This window comes from Roseomonas gilardii (assembly GCF_001941945.1).
Classification (GTDB): domain Bacteria; phylum Pseudomonadota; class Alphaproteobacteria; order Acetobacterales; family Acetobacteraceae; genus Roseomonas.
The window spans coordinates 1,724,329-1,739,627 of record NZ_CP015583.1 but is presented as its reverse complement, the minus strand read 5'-3'; the positions used below and the strand labels follow the sequence as shown (position 1 = coordinate 1,739,627).

13 protein-coding genes are annotated in these 15,299 nt (G+C 70.2%); 8 read left to right on the top strand and 5 right to left on the bottom strand.

Translation table 11 applies throughout. The features are described from left to right. Positions 1–12 precede the first annotated feature (12 nt). The 3 genes from rnr to rpmG all read left to right on the top strand — a co-directional run bounded on the left by rnr (position 13) and on the right by rpmG (position 4,098). On the top strand, positions 13–2,286 hold the full coding sequence (gene rnr, locus RGI145_RS07875) for a ribonuclease R (RefSeq protein ID WP_156878471.1): 2,274 nt from the start codon (positions 13–15) through the stop codon (positions 2,284–2,286). A gap of 65 nt (positions 2,287–2,351) precedes the next feature. Beyond that, positions 2,352–3,764 (top strand): S41 family peptidase, encoded by a 1,413-nt coding sequence (locus RGI145_RS07870; protein ID WP_075797914.1) that lies wholly within the window; start codon positions 2,352–2,354, stop codon positions 3,762–3,764. 166 nt (positions 3,765–3,930) lie between these two features. Next, the gene (gene rpmG, locus RGI145_RS07865; RefSeq protein WP_019459949.1) at positions 3,931–4,098 is read left to right on the top strand and encodes a 50S ribosomal protein L33; all 168 of its coding nucleotides are present in this window, start codon (positions 3,931–3,933) and stop codon (positions 4,096–4,098) included. A gap of 151 nt (positions 4,099–4,249) precedes the next feature. Here the strand turns inward: rpmG and RGI145_RS07860 are convergent, their stop codons facing one another. Next, the gene (locus tag RGI145_RS07860; RefSeq protein WP_075797913.1) at positions 4,250–5,614 is read right to left on the bottom strand and encodes a PleD family two-component system response regulator; all 1,365 of its coding nucleotides are present in this window, start codon (positions 5,612–5,614) and stop codon (positions 4,250–4,252) included. A gap of 617 nt (positions 5,615–6,231) precedes the next feature. Here RGI145_RS07860 and RGI145_RS07855 point away from each other — a divergent pair. The 5 genes from RGI145_RS07855 to RGI145_RS07835 all read left to right on the top strand — a co-directional run bounded on the left by RGI145_RS07855 (position 6,232) and on the right by RGI145_RS07835 (position 11,980). Further along, on the top strand, positions 6,232–7,503 hold the full coding sequence (locus RGI145_RS07855; protein ID WP_075797912.1) for a class I SAM-dependent methyltransferase: 1,272 nt from the start codon (positions 6,232–6,234) through the stop codon (positions 7,501–7,503). Positions 7,504–7,817: 314 nt separating this feature from the next. Further along, the gene (locus RGI145_RS07850; protein WP_075797911.1) at positions 7,818–9,032 is read left to right on the top strand and encodes an OmpA family protein; all 1,215 of its coding nucleotides are present in this window, start codon (positions 7,818–7,820) and stop codon (positions 9,030–9,032) included. A gap of 280 nt (positions 9,033–9,312) precedes the next feature. Further along, positions 9,313–9,888, top strand: coding sequence for a pyridoxamine 5'-phosphate oxidase family protein (locus RGI145_RS25420; RefSeq protein WP_075797910.1), 576 nt, complete (start codon positions 9,313–9,315; stop codon positions 9,886–9,888). Next, positions 9,873–10,181: a DUF3253 domain-containing protein gene (locus RGI145_RS07840; RefSeq protein ID WP_083670531.1), complete on the top strand. Its 309-nt coding sequence runs from the start codon at positions 9,873–9,875 to the stop codon at positions 10,179–10,181. Before RGI145_RS25420 ends, RGI145_RS07840 begins: the two co-directional genes overlap by 16 nt. A 53-nt stretch (positions 10,182–10,234) precedes the next feature. After that, on the top strand, positions 10,235–11,980 hold the full coding sequence (locus RGI145_RS07835) for an ABC transporter ATP-binding protein/permease (protein WP_075797909.1): 1,746 nt from the start codon (positions 10,235–10,237) through the stop codon (positions 11,978–11,980). 118 nt (positions 11,981–12,098) lie between these two features. Here the strand turns inward: RGI145_RS07835 and bfr are convergent, their stop codons facing one another. From bfr to RGI145_RS07815, 4 genes are all read right to left on the bottom strand, one after another. Further along, on the bottom strand, positions 12,099–12,605 hold the full coding sequence (gene bfr / locus RGI145_RS07830; RefSeq protein ID WP_075797908.1) for a bacterioferritin: 507 nt from the start codon (positions 12,603–12,605) through the stop codon (positions 12,099–12,101). Between the two features lie 97 nt (positions 12,606–12,702). Next, the gene (locus RGI145_RS07825; RefSeq protein ID WP_237183243.1) at positions 12,703–12,951 is read right to left on the bottom strand and encodes a (2Fe-2S)-binding protein; all 249 of its coding nucleotides are present in this window, start codon (positions 12,949–12,951) and stop codon (positions 12,703–12,705) included. Positions 12,952–13,010: 59 nt separating this feature from the next. Next, positions 13,011–14,870: a DNA helicase RecQ gene (recQ, locus tag RGI145_RS07820; protein WP_083670529.1), complete on the bottom strand. Its 1,860-nt coding sequence runs from the start codon at positions 14,868–14,870 to the stop codon at positions 13,011–13,013. Then, the gene (locus RGI145_RS07815; protein ID WP_075797907.1) at positions 14,870–15,268 is read right to left on the bottom strand and encodes an OmpA family protein; all 399 of its coding nucleotides are present in this window, start codon (positions 15,266–15,268) and stop codon (positions 14,870–14,872) included. The genes recQ and RGI145_RS07815 overlap by 1 nt, the downstream gene beginning before the upstream one ends. Positions 15,269–15,299 lie beyond the last annotated feature (31 nt).

The window sequence follows — 15,299 nt, the reverse complement described above, 5'->3', positions numbered from 1 at the left end:
GGCACCGCCGCGATGGCACGCCGCATCGCGGTTGGTCCCGGCCGGCAGGGCCTGCGAGTGAAGGTTCGCCGTGGCGCCGGTCCTCAGGCCAGCGCTCGCCGCCGCGCCACCGCCCAGCCGGAGGCGCCGGCCAACCTGCCGACACGGGAGGAGCTGCGGGCCTTCCTGCGCGCGGCCGGCGGCACGGTGGGCAAGAGCCAGATCGTGCGGCATTTCGGCCTGGGCGTGGAACATCGCCCGGCCCTGCGCGCCTTGTTGAAGGAACTGAAGGCCGAGGGCAGCGCCGCGCCTTCCGGGCGGCGTTCCTTCCGCCATGCCGCCAACCTGCCGGAAACCGCGATCGTCCAGGTCTTCGGCACCGACCCGGACGGCGATCCCCTCGCCCGCCCGGTGAACTGGGAAGGCGGGCGTCCGCCGCTGATCTACATGCGTCCCGAACCGAAGGGGCAACCGGCCCTGGCGCCGGGAGACCGGGTGCTGGCGCGGCTGAAACCGGCGGGGCGCGAGAAATACGAGGGCCGCACGATCCGCCGCCTGGCGGAGCAGGGTTCCTCGCGTGTGCTGGGGATGTTCGAGAAGGGCCTCGTCCGCCCCGTGGACCGCCGCATCCGGGCCGACTGGCGTGTGCCGGCCGGCGAGGAAGGCGGCGCCGAGGATGGCGACCTCGTTCTGGCGGAGCCGCTGCCCGGCCATGGGCTCGGCCTGCGGCCCGTGCGCGTGCTGGAGCGGCTGGGGAAGATGGGCGAGCCCCGCTCGGTCTCGCTGGTCTGCATCCATGCGCATGGCATCCCCGATGCCTTCGACGGCGAGGCGCTGCGTCAGGCGGAACGCGCCCGCGGCGTCGGGCCGGAGGGGCGCGAGGATCTGCGCGACCTGCCGCTCGTCACCATCGATGGGGAGGATGCGCGGGACTTCGACGATGCCGTCCATGCCGAACCCGACGGCGAGGGCTGGCAGGTGACGGTCGCCATCGCCGATGTCGCGCATTACGTCCGCCCTGGCTCGGCGCTGGACCGGGAGGCGCGTCGGCGCGGCAACAGCGTCTATTTCCCCGACCGGGTCGTGCCGATGCTGCCGGAGGCGCTCAGCAACGGCTGGTGCTCCCTGCGCCCGGACGAGGATCGCGGCTGCCTCTTCGTGCGGATGCGCTTCGACGCGGGAGGACGGAAACAGTCGCACCGCTTCGGGCGCGGCATCATGCGCTCCACCGCCCGGCTGACCTATGAGGCGGTGCAGTTGGCGCATGAGGCCGGCGAGGCGCGGTTGGACGGGCTCTATGGCGCCTATCGCGCCCTGCTGGGGGCACGGGAGAAGCGGGGTACGCTGGACCTCGACCTGCCGGAGCGGAAGGTGGAGCTGAGCCCCGAGGGCAAGGTGCTGGCGGTGCGGCCCCGGGCCCGCCTCGACAGCCACCGGCTGATCGAGGAGTTCATGGTCGCCGCCAATGTCTGCGCGGCGGAGGAGCTGGAACGGTTGCACCAGCCCTGCATGTACCGGGTCCATGACCGCCCTTCGGATGCGAAGCTGGAGGGGTTGCGGCAGTTCCTGGACACGTTCGGCCTGTCCCTGCCGCCCGGCAACGAGTTGCGTCCGCGCGACTTCGCGCAACTTCTGGAACGGGTGAAGGATCGGCCAGAGGAGCGGCTCGTGCATGAGACGGTGCTGCGCGCCCAGTCCCAGGCCGAGTACGCGCCGGACAACATCGGCCATTTCGGTCTTGCCCTGGCCCGCTATGCGCATTTCACGAGTCCGATCCGCCGTTATGCGGACCTTCTGGTCCATCGCGCCCTGATCGCCGGGTTGCGCCTGGGGCCGGACGGGCTGACAAGCGAGGAAGCCCAGGGCCTTACCGCGATCGGTGAAGACATCACGCGAACCGAGCGGCGCGCCGCCCAGGCGGAGCGCGACGCGGTGGACCGCTATCTCGCCGCCTATATGGCGGACCATGTCGGTGCTACTTTCCCCGCACGGGTTTCCGGGGTGACACGCTTCGGTCTCTTCGTCACGCTGGACACCAATGGCGCGAGCGGAATCGTTCCGATTCGCGTCTTGCCGGATGACCGATGGGAACACGAGGAAGGCGCGCAGCGCTTGGTGGGCCGTCATACGGGCCTCGCCTTCTCGTTGGGACAGCCGGTCGAGGTTCGCCTGGCCGAGGCCATGCCCCTGACCGGCAGCCTGACATTCGATCTCCTGCAGGGCGACCCGCGCGCGGGTCGCAAGGCGGGCGCAAGGCACTCTGCCTCTGGCAAGGCCCGTTCCGGCGCTTCGTCGCGGCGGCGCTGATCCTCCTTGTTCCGGCCCTGCTCCTGGGGGCCGGGCCGGCACGCGCGCAGGCATTCCCGGCCCCGGTGATCGAGACGACGCTCCAGGCGGGTTTCGAGGCGATCGCCGAGCGGCATCTCGACCCCGTGACGCCGCCCGATCTCGCGCTCTGGGCGTTGCGCGGGCTGACCGCCCTGGAGCCGGGCTTCGACGTGGAGTCGCGCGACGGCGTGCTGCGCGTCTCGCTGCTGGGGCGGAGCCTGGCGCAGCGTGCCACGCCGGGCACGCTGGCGGAGGCCGCCACCGCCCTGTCCTGGCTCTATGGCGCGGCCTGGGGGGTCTCTCCCACCCTGCGGCGGGCGGGCGCGGATGCGCTGCTGCAGGCCAGCTTCGACGAGGTGTTCAACCACCTGGACCCCTACAGCCGCTATGTCTCGCCCGCCACCGCCGACAGCGACCGCGACCGCCGCATGGGCACGGCGGGGCTGGGACTGCAGGTCGAGGGTGGCCCGCGCGGCGCCACGGTGCTCGCGGTGATGCCCGACAGCCCCGCCGAGGCGGCCGGATTGCAGCAGGGCGACGTGCTGCTCAGCCTGAACGGCATCTCCATGGCCCGGCAGGCGCCGGACCGGCTGGCGGCGCTGCTGGAAGGGCCGCTGGGCTCGCGTGCCCGCCTGCGCATCCAGCGCGGCCGCGGCCATCGCAACATCGTCCTGCGGCGGGAGGTCGTGCCGCCGCAGACCGTCCGCAGTGCGCGGCAGGGCGACGTGCTGGTGCTGCGGATCACCGCCTTTTCCTCCGACACGGCGGACCAGTTGGGCGAGGCGCTGCTGATGGCCTTCGACCACCCCGTCTCCCCGGCACCGCGCAGCCTGGTGCTGGACCTGCGCGGCAACCGGGGTGGCTTCCTGCGGGAGGCGATCCGGGTGGTGGACAACATCCTGTCCGCCGGCATCGTCGCCCGCACCGACGGCCGGCACCCGGATGCGCGCCGCGTCTGGCACGCGGCGGGGATGGACCTGACGCAGGGGCGGCCGATCGCCATCCTGGTCGATGGCCGCACCGCTTCCTCGGCCGAGATCGTGACCGCGGCCCTGTCCGACAACGGCCGGGCGGCGGTGGTGGGCAGCGCCACGATGGGCAAGGGGCTGATCCAGATCCTGGTGCCCCTGCCCAACGAGGGGGAGCTCTCGCTTTCCTGGTCCCGCATCCTGGCGCCGGATGGCTGGCCCTTGCAGTCGCTGGGCGTGCTGCCTTCCCTCTGCACCAGCCTGGGCGCGGACGGCGCCACCCGGGGCCTGGAGCGCCTGGCCCAGGGCGATGCCCCGATGGGCGCCGTGCTGCGGCGCCAGCGGCAGGCGCGCGTACCGGTGCTGCCGAGCGAGATCACAGCCCTCCGTGGCGCCTGCCCCCCCGCCGAGGGCCGGGACGGCGACCTCCAGGCGGCGGTCACGCTGCTGTCGAATCCGGAGGCCTATCGCACCGCCACGGCGAAGTGACGGTGCGGCAAGGGAAGCCCGGACGGGCACGAAGGCCGGCATGGGTGCCATCCGGCCGCTGAGGGTTGTTTCCGCGAGAGAAAGCTTGACGCGGCGGGCGCGGTGACTAGGTTGCGCCGTTCAACGGCCGGGGCTCAGTGCGCAGGCCTGTTTACGGAATCAGACCATGGCCAAGTCCAACACGATCCAGATCAAGCTCCTCAGCACCGCCGAGACCGGCTACTTCTACGTGACGAAGAAGAACACCCGGAACGCCCAGGGCAAGCTGGAGCTGAAGAAGTACGACCCGGTGGCGCGCAAGCACGTCGTCTTCCGCGAAGCCAAGATCAAGTAATCGCGGCGCGTCCCGGCACGAGCCGGGGCGCCACCCTTCCCCGCTGACGGGGAATGCGCCACGACAGAGAGCCCGACCGGGGTCCCGGCCGGGCTTTTCGCGTTGGTCTTCCCTTGCTTCCGAGACTGTGCGGCCCCGCCGGGCGGGCGGCTCAGGCCGCCGCGCCGGTCCCGCTGCGCGCGATCTCCAGCCGGTTCCGGCCGGCGGCCTTGGCGCGGTAGAGGGCGCTGTCCGCCTGGGCCAGGAGATCGTCCAGCGGGGTGCCGTCACCGCCGCTGGCGCCGCCGATGCTGATGGTCACCCGGACCGGGCCGGAAGGCAGCCAGACCGGCTCCTCGCCCACCGCCAGCCGCAGGCGCTCCGCCACGTTCGCCACATCGGCCTGGGAGCGGCTGGCCATGATGACCAGGAACTCCTCGCCGCCATAGCGGGCGACGATATCGGAGGAACGGAGGTTGCTGCGCAGCCGCTGGGCGACCTCCCGCAGCACCACGTCGCCGCCGGCATGGCCGAAGGTGTCGTTCACGCGCTTGAAGTGGTCCACGTCCAGCAGCAGCACCGAGGCGCCGCCGGAACGCAGCATCGCCTCCAGGTGCCGGGAGGCGTAGAGCCGGTTGCGCAGGCCGGTCAGGCTGTCCGTGACCGCCGCCTCCAGCGTGCGCTGGAGATCCTCGCGCAGCCGGTCCTGGTAGAGCTTGCGCCGAATCTGGTTGCGGGCGCGGGCGCGTAGCTCGTTGCGGTCCACCGGCCGCAGCACATGGTCGTTGGCGCCGAGGTCGAAGCCCCGGAGCACGAGTTGCCGCTGCGCCGGGTCGGCGACCAGCAGCACCGGCAGGTCGCGCGTGCCGGACTGCGCCCGGAGGCGGGAGGCGAAGCGCAACCCGTCGCCTGCGTCGAAGGACAGGCTCAGAACGGCCAGCTCGAACTCGCCCGACATCAGCGCGTTCCAGGCCGCTCCATGGTCGGTGGCCACGAAGCAGACCACGCCGTCCTCGGCCAGCGCCTCTTCCAGGAAGCGCGACTCCTCGCGGTCCTCGGTGACGATGAGGGCGCGCGTGCCGATCATGCTGCTCAGGGCGCGCAGCCCGCCGCTCATGCCGAGGTCGCCCGTGCTCTCCGAGCGGATGTGGAAGGCGTCCAGGACCTGCTTGGTGCGCAACAGGGCGCGCAGCCGCGCGAAGAGCGTGGCGTGGTCCACCGGCTTGGACAGGAAGTCGTCGGCGCCGGCTTCCAGGCCGCGGATGCGCTCGCTCTGGTCCGTCAGGGCGGTGATCATGACGACGGGGATGTGCCCGGTCTGCTTCTGCGCCTTCAGGCGGCGGCAGACCTCGTAGCCGTCCATCCCCGGCATCATCACGTCCAGCAGGATGATGTCGGGCAGCCATTCCTCGGCGAGGCGGATGGCCGCCGGGCCGGAGCTGGCGGAGGCGACCTCGTAGTATTCGGCCCGGAGGCGGGCTTCCAGCAGATGGATGTTCGTTGCGATGTCATCCACCACCAGGATGCGGGCACTCACGCCGGATGATCCTCCGCCTTTGGCACGACGTCGTGGCCGGCACCGGGGCAACCGGGCGGCAGGACGCGACCGGCTTCTTCTGGCCGGGCACGAAGGCCGAAAAAAGGACGAAGCGTGACGATTTCAGATCACTCCTTCTGTCCCGCTGAGCGACCTTCGCGACCGGACCACCAATGCTCCCACCGCGCCGGTTACGCAACCTCCGCGAGAGTTCGGCACGGCTCCTGCCATGGCATCCCGTGACATCCCCGTGCCGCCGGGTCCGGCGCGCCTCAGCGACATTCGTCACTTATCGCACCTGCGTGACCGGGGCGAGCGAAATCATGGTGCAGAGCAGCATCCCTGCGAGTCCGTGGTCCGGAGGGCACCCCGGTGCAGGTGGATCTTTCCGCGAACGATCAGTGATCCGGCGTGATGACCAGGAATTCCGGGCGGAACCGCTGGCGCCCGGCATCCGCCAGCACCATGCAAGAGGGTCGGTCCGGTTCCCGCCTGCGTCCGGGCCGTTCCTTCCCGATCACGGAGGCGCCGGAAGCGACTGGCGGTCACGAACCAGTGGTTGCGAAATGCGGCGGAACCAACCACCATCGCGGGAAATTGTCTGGAGCATCCTGCGAATGGCGGCTTGGCAGCCCGAAAACGCGGAGGCCTTCCTCGGAAAGGATGGCCTGATCGACACGCACCGTCTCCTGGACGCGACCGCGGAGGCGGAGCGGCTGGCGCGGCTGGACAGCCAGCACGAAGGCATACCGGTCAGCGACCCGCGCTTCCACATGCCCTTTTCCGATCCCGCGACGGCGCGGGAGGTGCTGCCGCAGCTCGGGGTGGCCTTGCACCTTCTGCAGGCCGAGCCCGGCCATCGCGTGCTGGATCTCGGCTGTGGCCATGGCTGGCTGGCGCGGCTGCTGGCGCAGCAGGGGCTGGAGGTCCAGGCCGTCGATCCCTCCGCCACGGCGATCGGCAAGGCGAAGGCCTTCGTCTCGGTCCACCTGCCCCAGCTCGCGGCGCGGCTGAAGACGGGCGTGCTGGAGAAGGGACGCATCCCCCTCCCCGATGCCTCGGTGGACCGGATCATCGCCTTCCACAGCCTGCACCGACTCGGGGATCTGGCGGGGCTGCTGCCGGAGATGCAGCGCGTGTTGGCCGAGGGCGGGCGCGCGGTGATCGTGACCGCAGCGCCCGGTCAGTCGCGCTCCCCCGCGGTGCAGGCCAGGATGCGGGCGACCGGAATCGCCGAGCCGGAAACGGACCCGTCGGGCATCCAGGCTGCTGCCGCGGCGGCGGGCTTCGCGCGCTGCGAGTTCGCCCTGGCGGCGCGGCATCCCGTCATGATGGGTGCCACGGCCTATGCCGCCGAGCTGGAACGTGTCTCCCGCCGCGATGCGCCCGATGCGGCTCCCTCCCCGGCCATGATGACGCAGGGCCTCGCGGAGCTGGATGCCTGGCTCCGCCACGACTGCTGCATCGTCCTCAGCCGCACCGGCGAAGCACCGGACAGCCGCGAGATTCCGCCGCTGACGAAGCGCAAGGCGCCGATCGCCGAGATCGCGGTCCTGTCGGGCACGGCCACCAAGCAGAAGCTCTCGCTCACCGTGGCGATCCGCAATCTCGGCGGCTATCGCTGGCGTCCGGGCGGGACCGGTGCGGGCGGCGTCAACCTCGGCGTGATGCGGCGCCTGGCGGACGGCACGCTGGAGCGCGACTTCCGCCGCGTCCGGCTCAGCGCGCAGGAGATCATGCCCGGCGAGACGGTGCAGATCGTCTTCGAGCTGCCGCTGCAGGACGCCCAGGGATGGAGCATGGATCTGGTCGCCGAAGGCGTGAGCTGGTTTGGTGCCGAGATCGCCCTGGACCGGACCGGCACGGCCCTGGCGCCGAAGGCCGGTTGATCCGAGGCGCCTTTTTCCGGCGAACGCCCTTGGGGGCGATTCGCGATCCGGCGATTTTCGCCGCGACCGTGGGTTGCCCCTGAGATTGCCCCTGGCTTCGTGAACGGAACATGGCGCAGAATGCATGTGCAGCCTGTTTTCGCTTCCGTGAAATCCCGGTTCGTGCCGGTTTCCGCGCCGATGCTGTGGCAGTTCAGCCACAGCGACACAGGACGCCCTTTCGGCAACCCTGCCTCTCATGCTGGTGAATATGCTTCGCCGCGCCGGCGTGCATTTTGAGCGTCGTTCGTCCCCCCGATGAAGGACACTATTCAATGAAACTCCGTCACGCGTTGCTCGCGACGACCCTCTTCATGGCCCCCGGTGTCGCGATGGCGCAGTCCGCCTGGTGGACGCCCCCGAGCTGGCTGGCCACTCCGGTCGCGACGCCGGTCACCGGCCTGTACCTGTCCGGCGGCGCCGGCTGGAACCATGCCAACAAGCGCAACGTCACCTCCGACGGCGGCGCCAACGGCTTCTTCGACGCCACGGTGGGCAACCGCCAGGGCTCGTTCAAGTTCAGCGAAGGCTGGGGCGGCCAGGTCGCCGTCGGCTGGGGCTTCGGCAACGGCCTGCGCGCCGAAGTCGAGGGTAACTTCCGCGACAATCCCACCAGCAAGGTCGGTGGCTGGTCCAGCCGCGGCGTTGGCTCCACCAGCGGCAACTTCTTCAGCGGCACCGGCCGTATGCGCCAGTACGGCGTGATGGTGAACGGCTACTACGACTTCCAGCTGCCGGCCTGGTTCCCGAACATGCCGATTCCGGTCGTGCCCTATGTCGGCGGCGGCGTGGGCTGGATCTGGACGGATCTGGACAATGTCGGCGGCACGCGGGTGAACAGCGTCGGCCGTCCGGGCGACAACCTGACCATCGACGACACCGCCGGTGCCTTCGGCTACCAGGGCATCGCCGGTCTGGCCTTCCCGATCCCGGCCGTGCCTGGCCTGTCCCTGACGGCCGAGTACCGCTACCTCGGCACGCTGCAGACCAAGTATGACGGCATCGTCCGCACCGCCTCGGGCCAGATCCCGACGCGCGGCAAGTTCGAGATCGACGGCGCGAACAACCACTCCGCCATGCTGGGCCTGCGCTACGCGCTCTGGACCCCGCCGGCGCCCGTGGCCGCTCCGCCGGTCGTGCCGCAGGCTCCGCAGGCCGTGGCCCGCACCTACCTCGTGTTCTTCGACTGGGACCGTTACAACCTGACGGACCGCGCCCGGCAGATCATCACCGAGGCGGCGCAGAACGCGCGTAGCACGGGCTCGACCCGCATCGAGGTGGCCGGCCACGCCGACCGCTCCGGTACGCCGCAGTACAACATGGGTCTGTCGCGCCGCCGCGCCGACGCCGTGGCCGCCGAGCTGGTGCGCCAGGGCATCCAGCGCTCGGAGATCACGGTCGAGGCCTTCGGCGAGAGCCGTCCGCTGGTGCCGACCGCCGATGGCGTGCGCGAGCCGCAGAACCGCCGCGTGGAGATCGTCCTGCGCTGATCGCGCAGACGTTCCATACGTCGCTTCAGGAAAGGGGGCCGGTCCGCGAGGACCGGCCCTTCTTCTTTTCCGCCCCGTTTCCCGGTCCCGGTGCGTTACGCATCGCCACAAGCCGGCCCGCTGTGCCGTGCCGGGGAAGCTGTTACAGTCGCGCCCGCGAACATCGCAGCGCCGGGTGCGCCGGCGATGGGTCGTTGGGACCAACGAGGCAGCACCGCCACGACGCCGGGCGAGACCTGCCTCCATGCCGGCACGGGATCGAACCCCTGAGGACCAAGGCGTGACCACCGGCGCGGCGGCGCCGGATGCGGGGTGGATCCTGCCGGAGATCCTCGACCTCCTGCGGGCGGCTCCCGGCGACCGGGACAGCGGATGGCGGTTGCTCGTCCTGGCCACCGGCACAGCGGCCGGACCGCGCCAGCGCATGGTGGTCCTGCGTGGCTTCGACCCCGGGAGCCTGACCCTGCGGCTGCATTGCGATGCCCGCTCCGGCAAGGTGGGCGAGATCGCGGCCGATCCTCGCGTCTCCCTGCTTGGCTGGGATGGCGCGCGGCAATGGCAGATCCGGCTGGAGGGCGAGGCGCGGCTGCATCGCGACGACGCCCTGGCCGACCATGCCTGGACCGCGATGCCCGATGGCGAACGCCGCAGCTACGCGACCCTCGACCCGCCCGGAAGCGCTGTTCCCGCCCCTCCCCCGCCACCCGTCGTCACGCCGCAGGCCCGCGCGAATTTCTGCGCGATCACTGTCAGGCTGCGGCAGATGGAGTGGCTTCACCTCGACCCCGAACGACACCGCCGGGCCCGCTTCCGTTTCCTGGGCCATGGCGTGGAGGCAAGATGGCTGATCCCCTGACCTCTGACCCGCAGGCCTCCGAGACTCCGGCCAGAGCCGCGCCGCCCGACCGGGAGCGGATCGCCGAAAGCATCCGGCGCCTCGCCACCCAGCGCGGCGCGGAGAAGTCCATCTGCCCCAGCGAGGTCGCCCGCGAGCTGGGCGGCGAGTCCTGGCGCGGCCTGATGCGGCCGGTGCGCGACACGGCGATGGAACTGGCCCGACAGGGCGAGATCGAGGTGCTGCGCAAGGGCAAGCCGGTGGAACCCGGCGAGGTGCGCGGTGTCATCCGCCTGCGGATCGCCGCGCGCTGACGCCGCCTTTCGCGCTTTGGCCTTTCCCTCTTTGATACGTTGGAGATCCCGCGATGCGTGACACGCGCGGTGCCCTCAGGGACGCCTGGGCCCTGGCCCGCCCCTTCTGGTTCAGCGAGGAGCGCTGGTCCGCGCGGGGCCTCCTGGCGGTGGTGGTCCTGCTGAACCTCGCTTTGGTGGGGATGAACGTGATCCTCACCTTCTGGAACCGCGCCTTCTACAACTCGCTGCAGGACAAGAACTGGGAGGCCTTCTCCCAGCTTCTCTTCCTAGGCCGCCACGATCCGGATGAAGGCTACCTCCCCGGTTTCTGCGTGGTGGCGGCACTGTTCATCCTGGTGGCGGTGTTCCAGCTCTATCTGCGGCAGTTGCTGCAGATCCGCTGGCGGCGCTGGATGACCGGACGCATCACCGGGGACTGGCTGCGGGACCGTGCCTATTACCGGATCGCGCTGACCGACACGGGCACGGACAATCCGGACCAGCGCATCTCCGAGGATATCAACAGCTTCGTCAGCCAGAACCTGTCGCTGGGTCTCGGGCTGATGAATTCGGTGGTGACGCTGATCTCCTTCATCGCCGTGCTCTGGAACCTGTCCGACCCGGTGAACGTGCTGGAACTGCCGATCCCCGGCTATCTCGTCTGGGTGGCCCTGCTCTACTCGGCGCTCGGCACCTGGCTGACGCATCTGGTCGGCCGCAGGCTGATCTCCGTGAACTTCCAGCAGCAGAGGCTGGAGGCGGATTTCCGCTACTCGCTGATCCGCGTGCGCGAGAATGCCGAGGGCATCGCCCTGCATCGCGGCGAGGCGGGCGAGGAGCGCAGCTTGGCCGGGCGCTTCGCCGCGGTGGTGGCGAACTGGCGCGCGCTGATGACGGTGACGAAGCGGCTGACCTTCTTCACCTCGGCCTTCGGGCAGCTTGCGGTCATCTTCCCCTTTATCGTCGCTGCCCCGGCCTTCTTCGCCGGCCGCATCCCTCTTGGGGCGCTGACCCAGACCTCCTCCGTCTTCGGGCAGGTGCAAGGCGCGATGTCCTGGTTCGTGGACAGCTACGGTCTGCTGGCCGACTGGCGCGCGACGGTGCAGCGTCTGGCCGGCTTCCGCCAGGCCATCGCCATGTCGGAGGCGCGTTCCGACGAAGGGCCGAAGCTCGTCGCCGCCGCCGGCACACATCTCACGGCGCGGGATATCGAGCTGAAGCTCCCCGATGGCCGCGTGCTGGTGGGCGATGCCGACCTGTCCCTGGCGCCGGGCGAAGCGGTGGTGGTCACCGGCGCCTCGGGCAGCGGCAAGTCCACGCTGTTCCGGGCGCTGTCGGGCATCTGGCCCTTTGGCCGGGGCCGGGTGGAGATCCCGGACGGCGCACGCGTGCTCTTCCTGCCGCAGCGGCCCTATATCCCGCTCGGCACGTTGCGCCACGCGGTCTGCTATCCCATGGCGGAAGGCGACTTCACCGGGGAGGAAGTGCTGGCGGCGATGGCCAGTGCCGGGCTGGAGGGCTTCATCCCGCAACTGGATGAAAGCGAGGCCTGGGAGCGCCGGCTTTCGGGCGGCGAGCAGCAGCGGCTCGCTTTGGCCCGCGCCTTCCTGCAGAAGCCCGACTGGCTCTTCCTCGACGAGGCGACGGCCAATCTCGATCCGGAATCGGAGGAGTTGCTCTACGCCCGGCTGCGGGAGAAGCTGCCGGGGACCGGCATCGTCTCCATCGCCCACCGCCCGGCCGTGGCGCGCTTCCATGACCGGGGGCTGCGCCTGGGCGGCGGCCAGCTTGCCCCGGTCGCGTCCGCCGGGGCCTGAAAACACGCAGGGCCGGAGGAAAGTTCCCCCGGCCCTGTGGCGGCTTCTCGTCACGCGAGGTGGCGGGAGCCCGTGATGCGTATCGGAACCAGCGGGATCGTCCCGTCGGCGAATGGCCTCAGTGGTCGCCGTCCTGGCTCTGGTCGGGCGCCGCGTCGCTGTTGAGCATCGTATAGCGCTCCTCGCCGATCTTCCCGAGCAGCGTGAACTGCGCATGCAGGAAGTCCGCGTGGTGCTCCTCGTCGGCGAGGATCTTCACCAGCAGGTCACGCGAGATGAAGTCGCGCACGCTTTCGCAATAGGCGATGCCTTCGCGCAGGTCGTTGATCGCCTTCGCTTCCAGCTTCTCGTCGCATTCCAGGATCTCCTTCACGGTCTGACCGATCAGGATCTGGTTCAGGCGCTGCACGTTCGGCAGGCCATCGAGGAACAGGATGCGGTGGATGAGGTCATCCGCATGCCGCATCTCCTCGATGGATTCCTTGTACTCGTGCCGGCCGAGCTTGGTCACGCCCCAGTGGTTCAGCATGCGGGCGTGCAGGAAGTACTGGTTGATCGCCGTCAGCTCGTTGGTGAGCTGGGTGTTCAGATGCTCGATGACCTTGGGATCGCCGTAAGCGGACATGGTCTGTCTCCTGTCTCGTCTGAGGCGACGAAAAGACAGAAAGCCCACCAAGCGTCAAGTCGTTGTTTTTCAACGACTTTGAGATTGAGAAACAGTTTCAGCGCGCGGCGCGTGCCTGAACCTGCTCCGGCTGGTCCCGCATCATGGCCAGAATCATGCGCGTACAGGTGCCGCACTGCGCCTTGCAGCCGCACTTGGAATAGATCTCGCAGCAGCGGCTGGCGCCGGACGCGATGGCATCCTTGACCTGGGTGTCGGTGATCCCGTTGCAGAGGCAAACATACATGCGGATGTCGCGTCCGTGCGATGACGCGGCCGCTATCGCATCCCCGTCGATTCGATGCAAGTCATTCTTAGTTTCTTTCGCAATTCATTCCCGCCCAACCCGCCGGGCCGGAAGCCCTCTCACCCCCGCCCGCAGGTCGCGAGCACGTCCAGCACGTCCTCGCCATACCGTTCCAGCTTGCTGGCCCCCACGCCTGGGACAGTGGCCAGCTCGTCGAGATCCGTGGGCTTCTGCGCAGCGATCTCGCTCAGCGTGCGGTCGCTGAAGATCATGTAGGCGGGCAGTGCTTGGCGCTGGGCCTCCTCCCGCCGCCAGGCACGCAGCGCCTCGAAGACCGGATCGCCGGACGAGGCGGGCGCCTCGCGCCGTCGCGGGCCGCCCCGGGCGGAGACGCGCGGCAGGACGGCTTCCTCCCGCAGCATCACCTTCTCCTGCCCTTTCAGGATGGGGCGGGCGGCCTCGGTCGGGCGGTATTCGCCGTGGTTCTCCACCGCTACGTCCAGCGCGCCCCGGGCCACGAGCTGGCGGGCGATGCTGCGCCAGTTCTGCGGCGAGACGTCGCGGCCGACGCCGAAGGTGGGAAGCTGGTCGTGGCCGAACTGGAGGACCTTCTCGGTCTTCTCGCCGCGCAGCACGTCCACCAGATGGCCCAGGCCGAAGCGGCTGCCGGTGCGGACCACGGCGGAAAGCAGCTTCTGCGCCGCCACGGTACCGTCGCGCAGGCTGGGCGGGCGCAGGCAGGCGTCGCAATTGCCGCAGTCCTGCTCCAGATCCTCGCCGAAGCAGCGCAGCAGGATGCGGCGGCGGCAGGTGGCGCTCTCGGCGATGGCGACCATGCGGTTCAGGCGCTCGCGCTCGATGCGCTTCTGCTCGTCCGAGGCCGGGCTTTCCTCCAGCCGGTGGCGGGCCCAGACGATGTCCTCGGCCCCGTGCAGCAACAGGGCGCGGGCCGGCAGCCCATCGCGGCCGGCGCGCCCGATCTCCTGGTACCAGCTTTCCGGGCTGGCCGGCAGCGCGGCATGGGCGACCCAGCGCACGTCGGGGCGGTCGATGCCCATGCCGAAGGCGACGGTGGCCGCCATCACCACCGCATCGCCGCTGGCGAAGCGCTTATGCGCGGCGCGCTTGTCGGCGGCCTCCATCCCCGCATGGAAGGAGATGGCGTCATGGCCGTTCTCGCGCAGCCAGCCGGCGGTCTGCTCGGCGCCCTTGCGGGTGGCGCAATAGACGATACCGGCGCCACGCCCGTCGGAGGCCTCCCGCGCGAAGGCCAGGATCTGCCGGCGGGCGCTTTCGCGCGGTGCGGCCTCGATGCGGATGTTGGGGCGGTCGAAGCCGCCGCGGAAGACCGGGTCCTCCGTCAGGCTCAGGCGCTCGCGGATATCCTCCACCGTGCGCGCATCGGCGGTGGCGGTGAGGGCGATGCGCGGCACCTCGGGGAAGAGGCGGGCCAGTACGTCGAGGCCGCGGTAGTCGGGGCGGAAGTGATGCCCCCACTGGCTGACGCAATGCGCCTCGTCGATGGCGAAGAGGGCCAGCTCGGTGCGGCCCAGCCGCTCCAGCGTCGATTCGAGGTTCAGCCGCTCGGGCGAGACGTAGAGCAGCTTCAGCGCGCCGCGCGACAGGTCGCGGAACAGGTTGCCGCGCTCGCCTTCCTCCAGCTCGGAATGCAGGGCGGCGGCGGCCACGCCCGCCTGGCGGAGAGCCGAGACCTGGTCCTCCATCAGCGCGATCAGGGGCGAGACCACCACGCCCAGGCCGGGGCGGCAGAGGGCGGGGACCTGGTAGCACAGGCTCTTGCCGCCGCCCGTCGGCATCAGCACCAGGCCGGAGCCGCCCGCCACGATGTGGTGGACGATCTCCTCCTGGCGGCCGCGGAATCCCTTGTGACCGAAGACCTCACTCAGGACCTTGCGGGGGCCGTCGGCCTCCGGCCCGGTCCCTCGGTCGATCAGGCGGTCACGAAGAAATCCGAGCATCAGTTTCCGATCTTGATCTCCACCCGGCGGCTCTCCACGGGGGTGGCTTCATAGGGGATGGCGCCGAGTGGCAGGACGGTGATGCGCGAGCCGTCCACCTTGTCCGCGCGAAGCTGCGCCGCCACGGCCTGGGCGCGAAGCTGGCTCAGCTCCCGGTTGCCGCCGGGCACGGGAGTCGGCTCGGGATTGGCGAAGCCCAGGACGGTGACCCTGGTCTCGGGATAGCGGTTGGCGATGTCGGCCGCCTCGGCGATCAGGCCCTTGGCCGCGTCGTCGAGCATCGCGTCGTCGCGCTGGAAGAAGACGATGCGGGCCTGGGGCGCGCCCATCTTCGGGCTGGCGCAGGCCGCCAGCATGGGCAGGGCCGCAAGGGAGGCAAGCAGGAAAAACCGGCGCATCGGCGCGCGTCTCCGGGACAATGTGACAGGC

Excerpts from the sequence above, each read along its gene's own strand:
- rnr (WP_156878471.1), top strand. The coding sequence starts at position 13 with ATGGCACGCCGCATCGCGGTTGGTCCCGGCCGGCAGGGCCTGCGAGTG.
- rpmG (WP_019459949.1), top strand. The coding sequence starts at position 3,931 with ATGGCCAAGTCCAACACGATCCAGATCAAGCTCCTCAGCACCGCCGAG.
- RGI145_RS07855 (WP_075797912.1), top strand. The coding sequence starts at position 6,232 with ATGGCGGCTTGGCAGCCCGAAAACGCGGAGGCCTTCCTCGGAAAGGAT.
- RGI145_RS07850 (WP_075797911.1), top strand. The coding sequence starts at position 7,818 with ATGAAACTCCGTCACGCGTTGCTCGCGACGACCCTCTTCATGGCCCCC.
- RGI145_RS07840 (WP_083670531.1), top strand. The coding sequence starts at position 9,873 with ATGGCTGATCCCCTGACCTCTGACCCGCAGGCCTCCGAGACTCCGGCC.
- RGI145_RS07835 (WP_075797909.1), top strand. The coding sequence starts at position 10,235 with ATGCGTGACACGCGCGGTGCCCTCAGGGACGCCTGGGCCCTGGCCCGC.
- bfr (WP_075797908.1), bottom strand. The coding sequence starts at position 12,605 with ATGTCCGCTTACGGCGATCCCAAGGTCATCGAGCATCTGAACACCCAG.
- recQ (WP_083670529.1), bottom strand. The coding sequence starts at position 14,870 with ATGCTCGGATTTCTTCGTGACCGCCTGATCGACCGAGGGACCGGGCCG.
- RGI145_RS07815 (WP_075797907.1), bottom strand. The coding sequence starts at position 15,268 with ATGCGCCGGTTTTTCCTGCTTGCCTCCCTTGCGGCCCTGCCCATGCTG.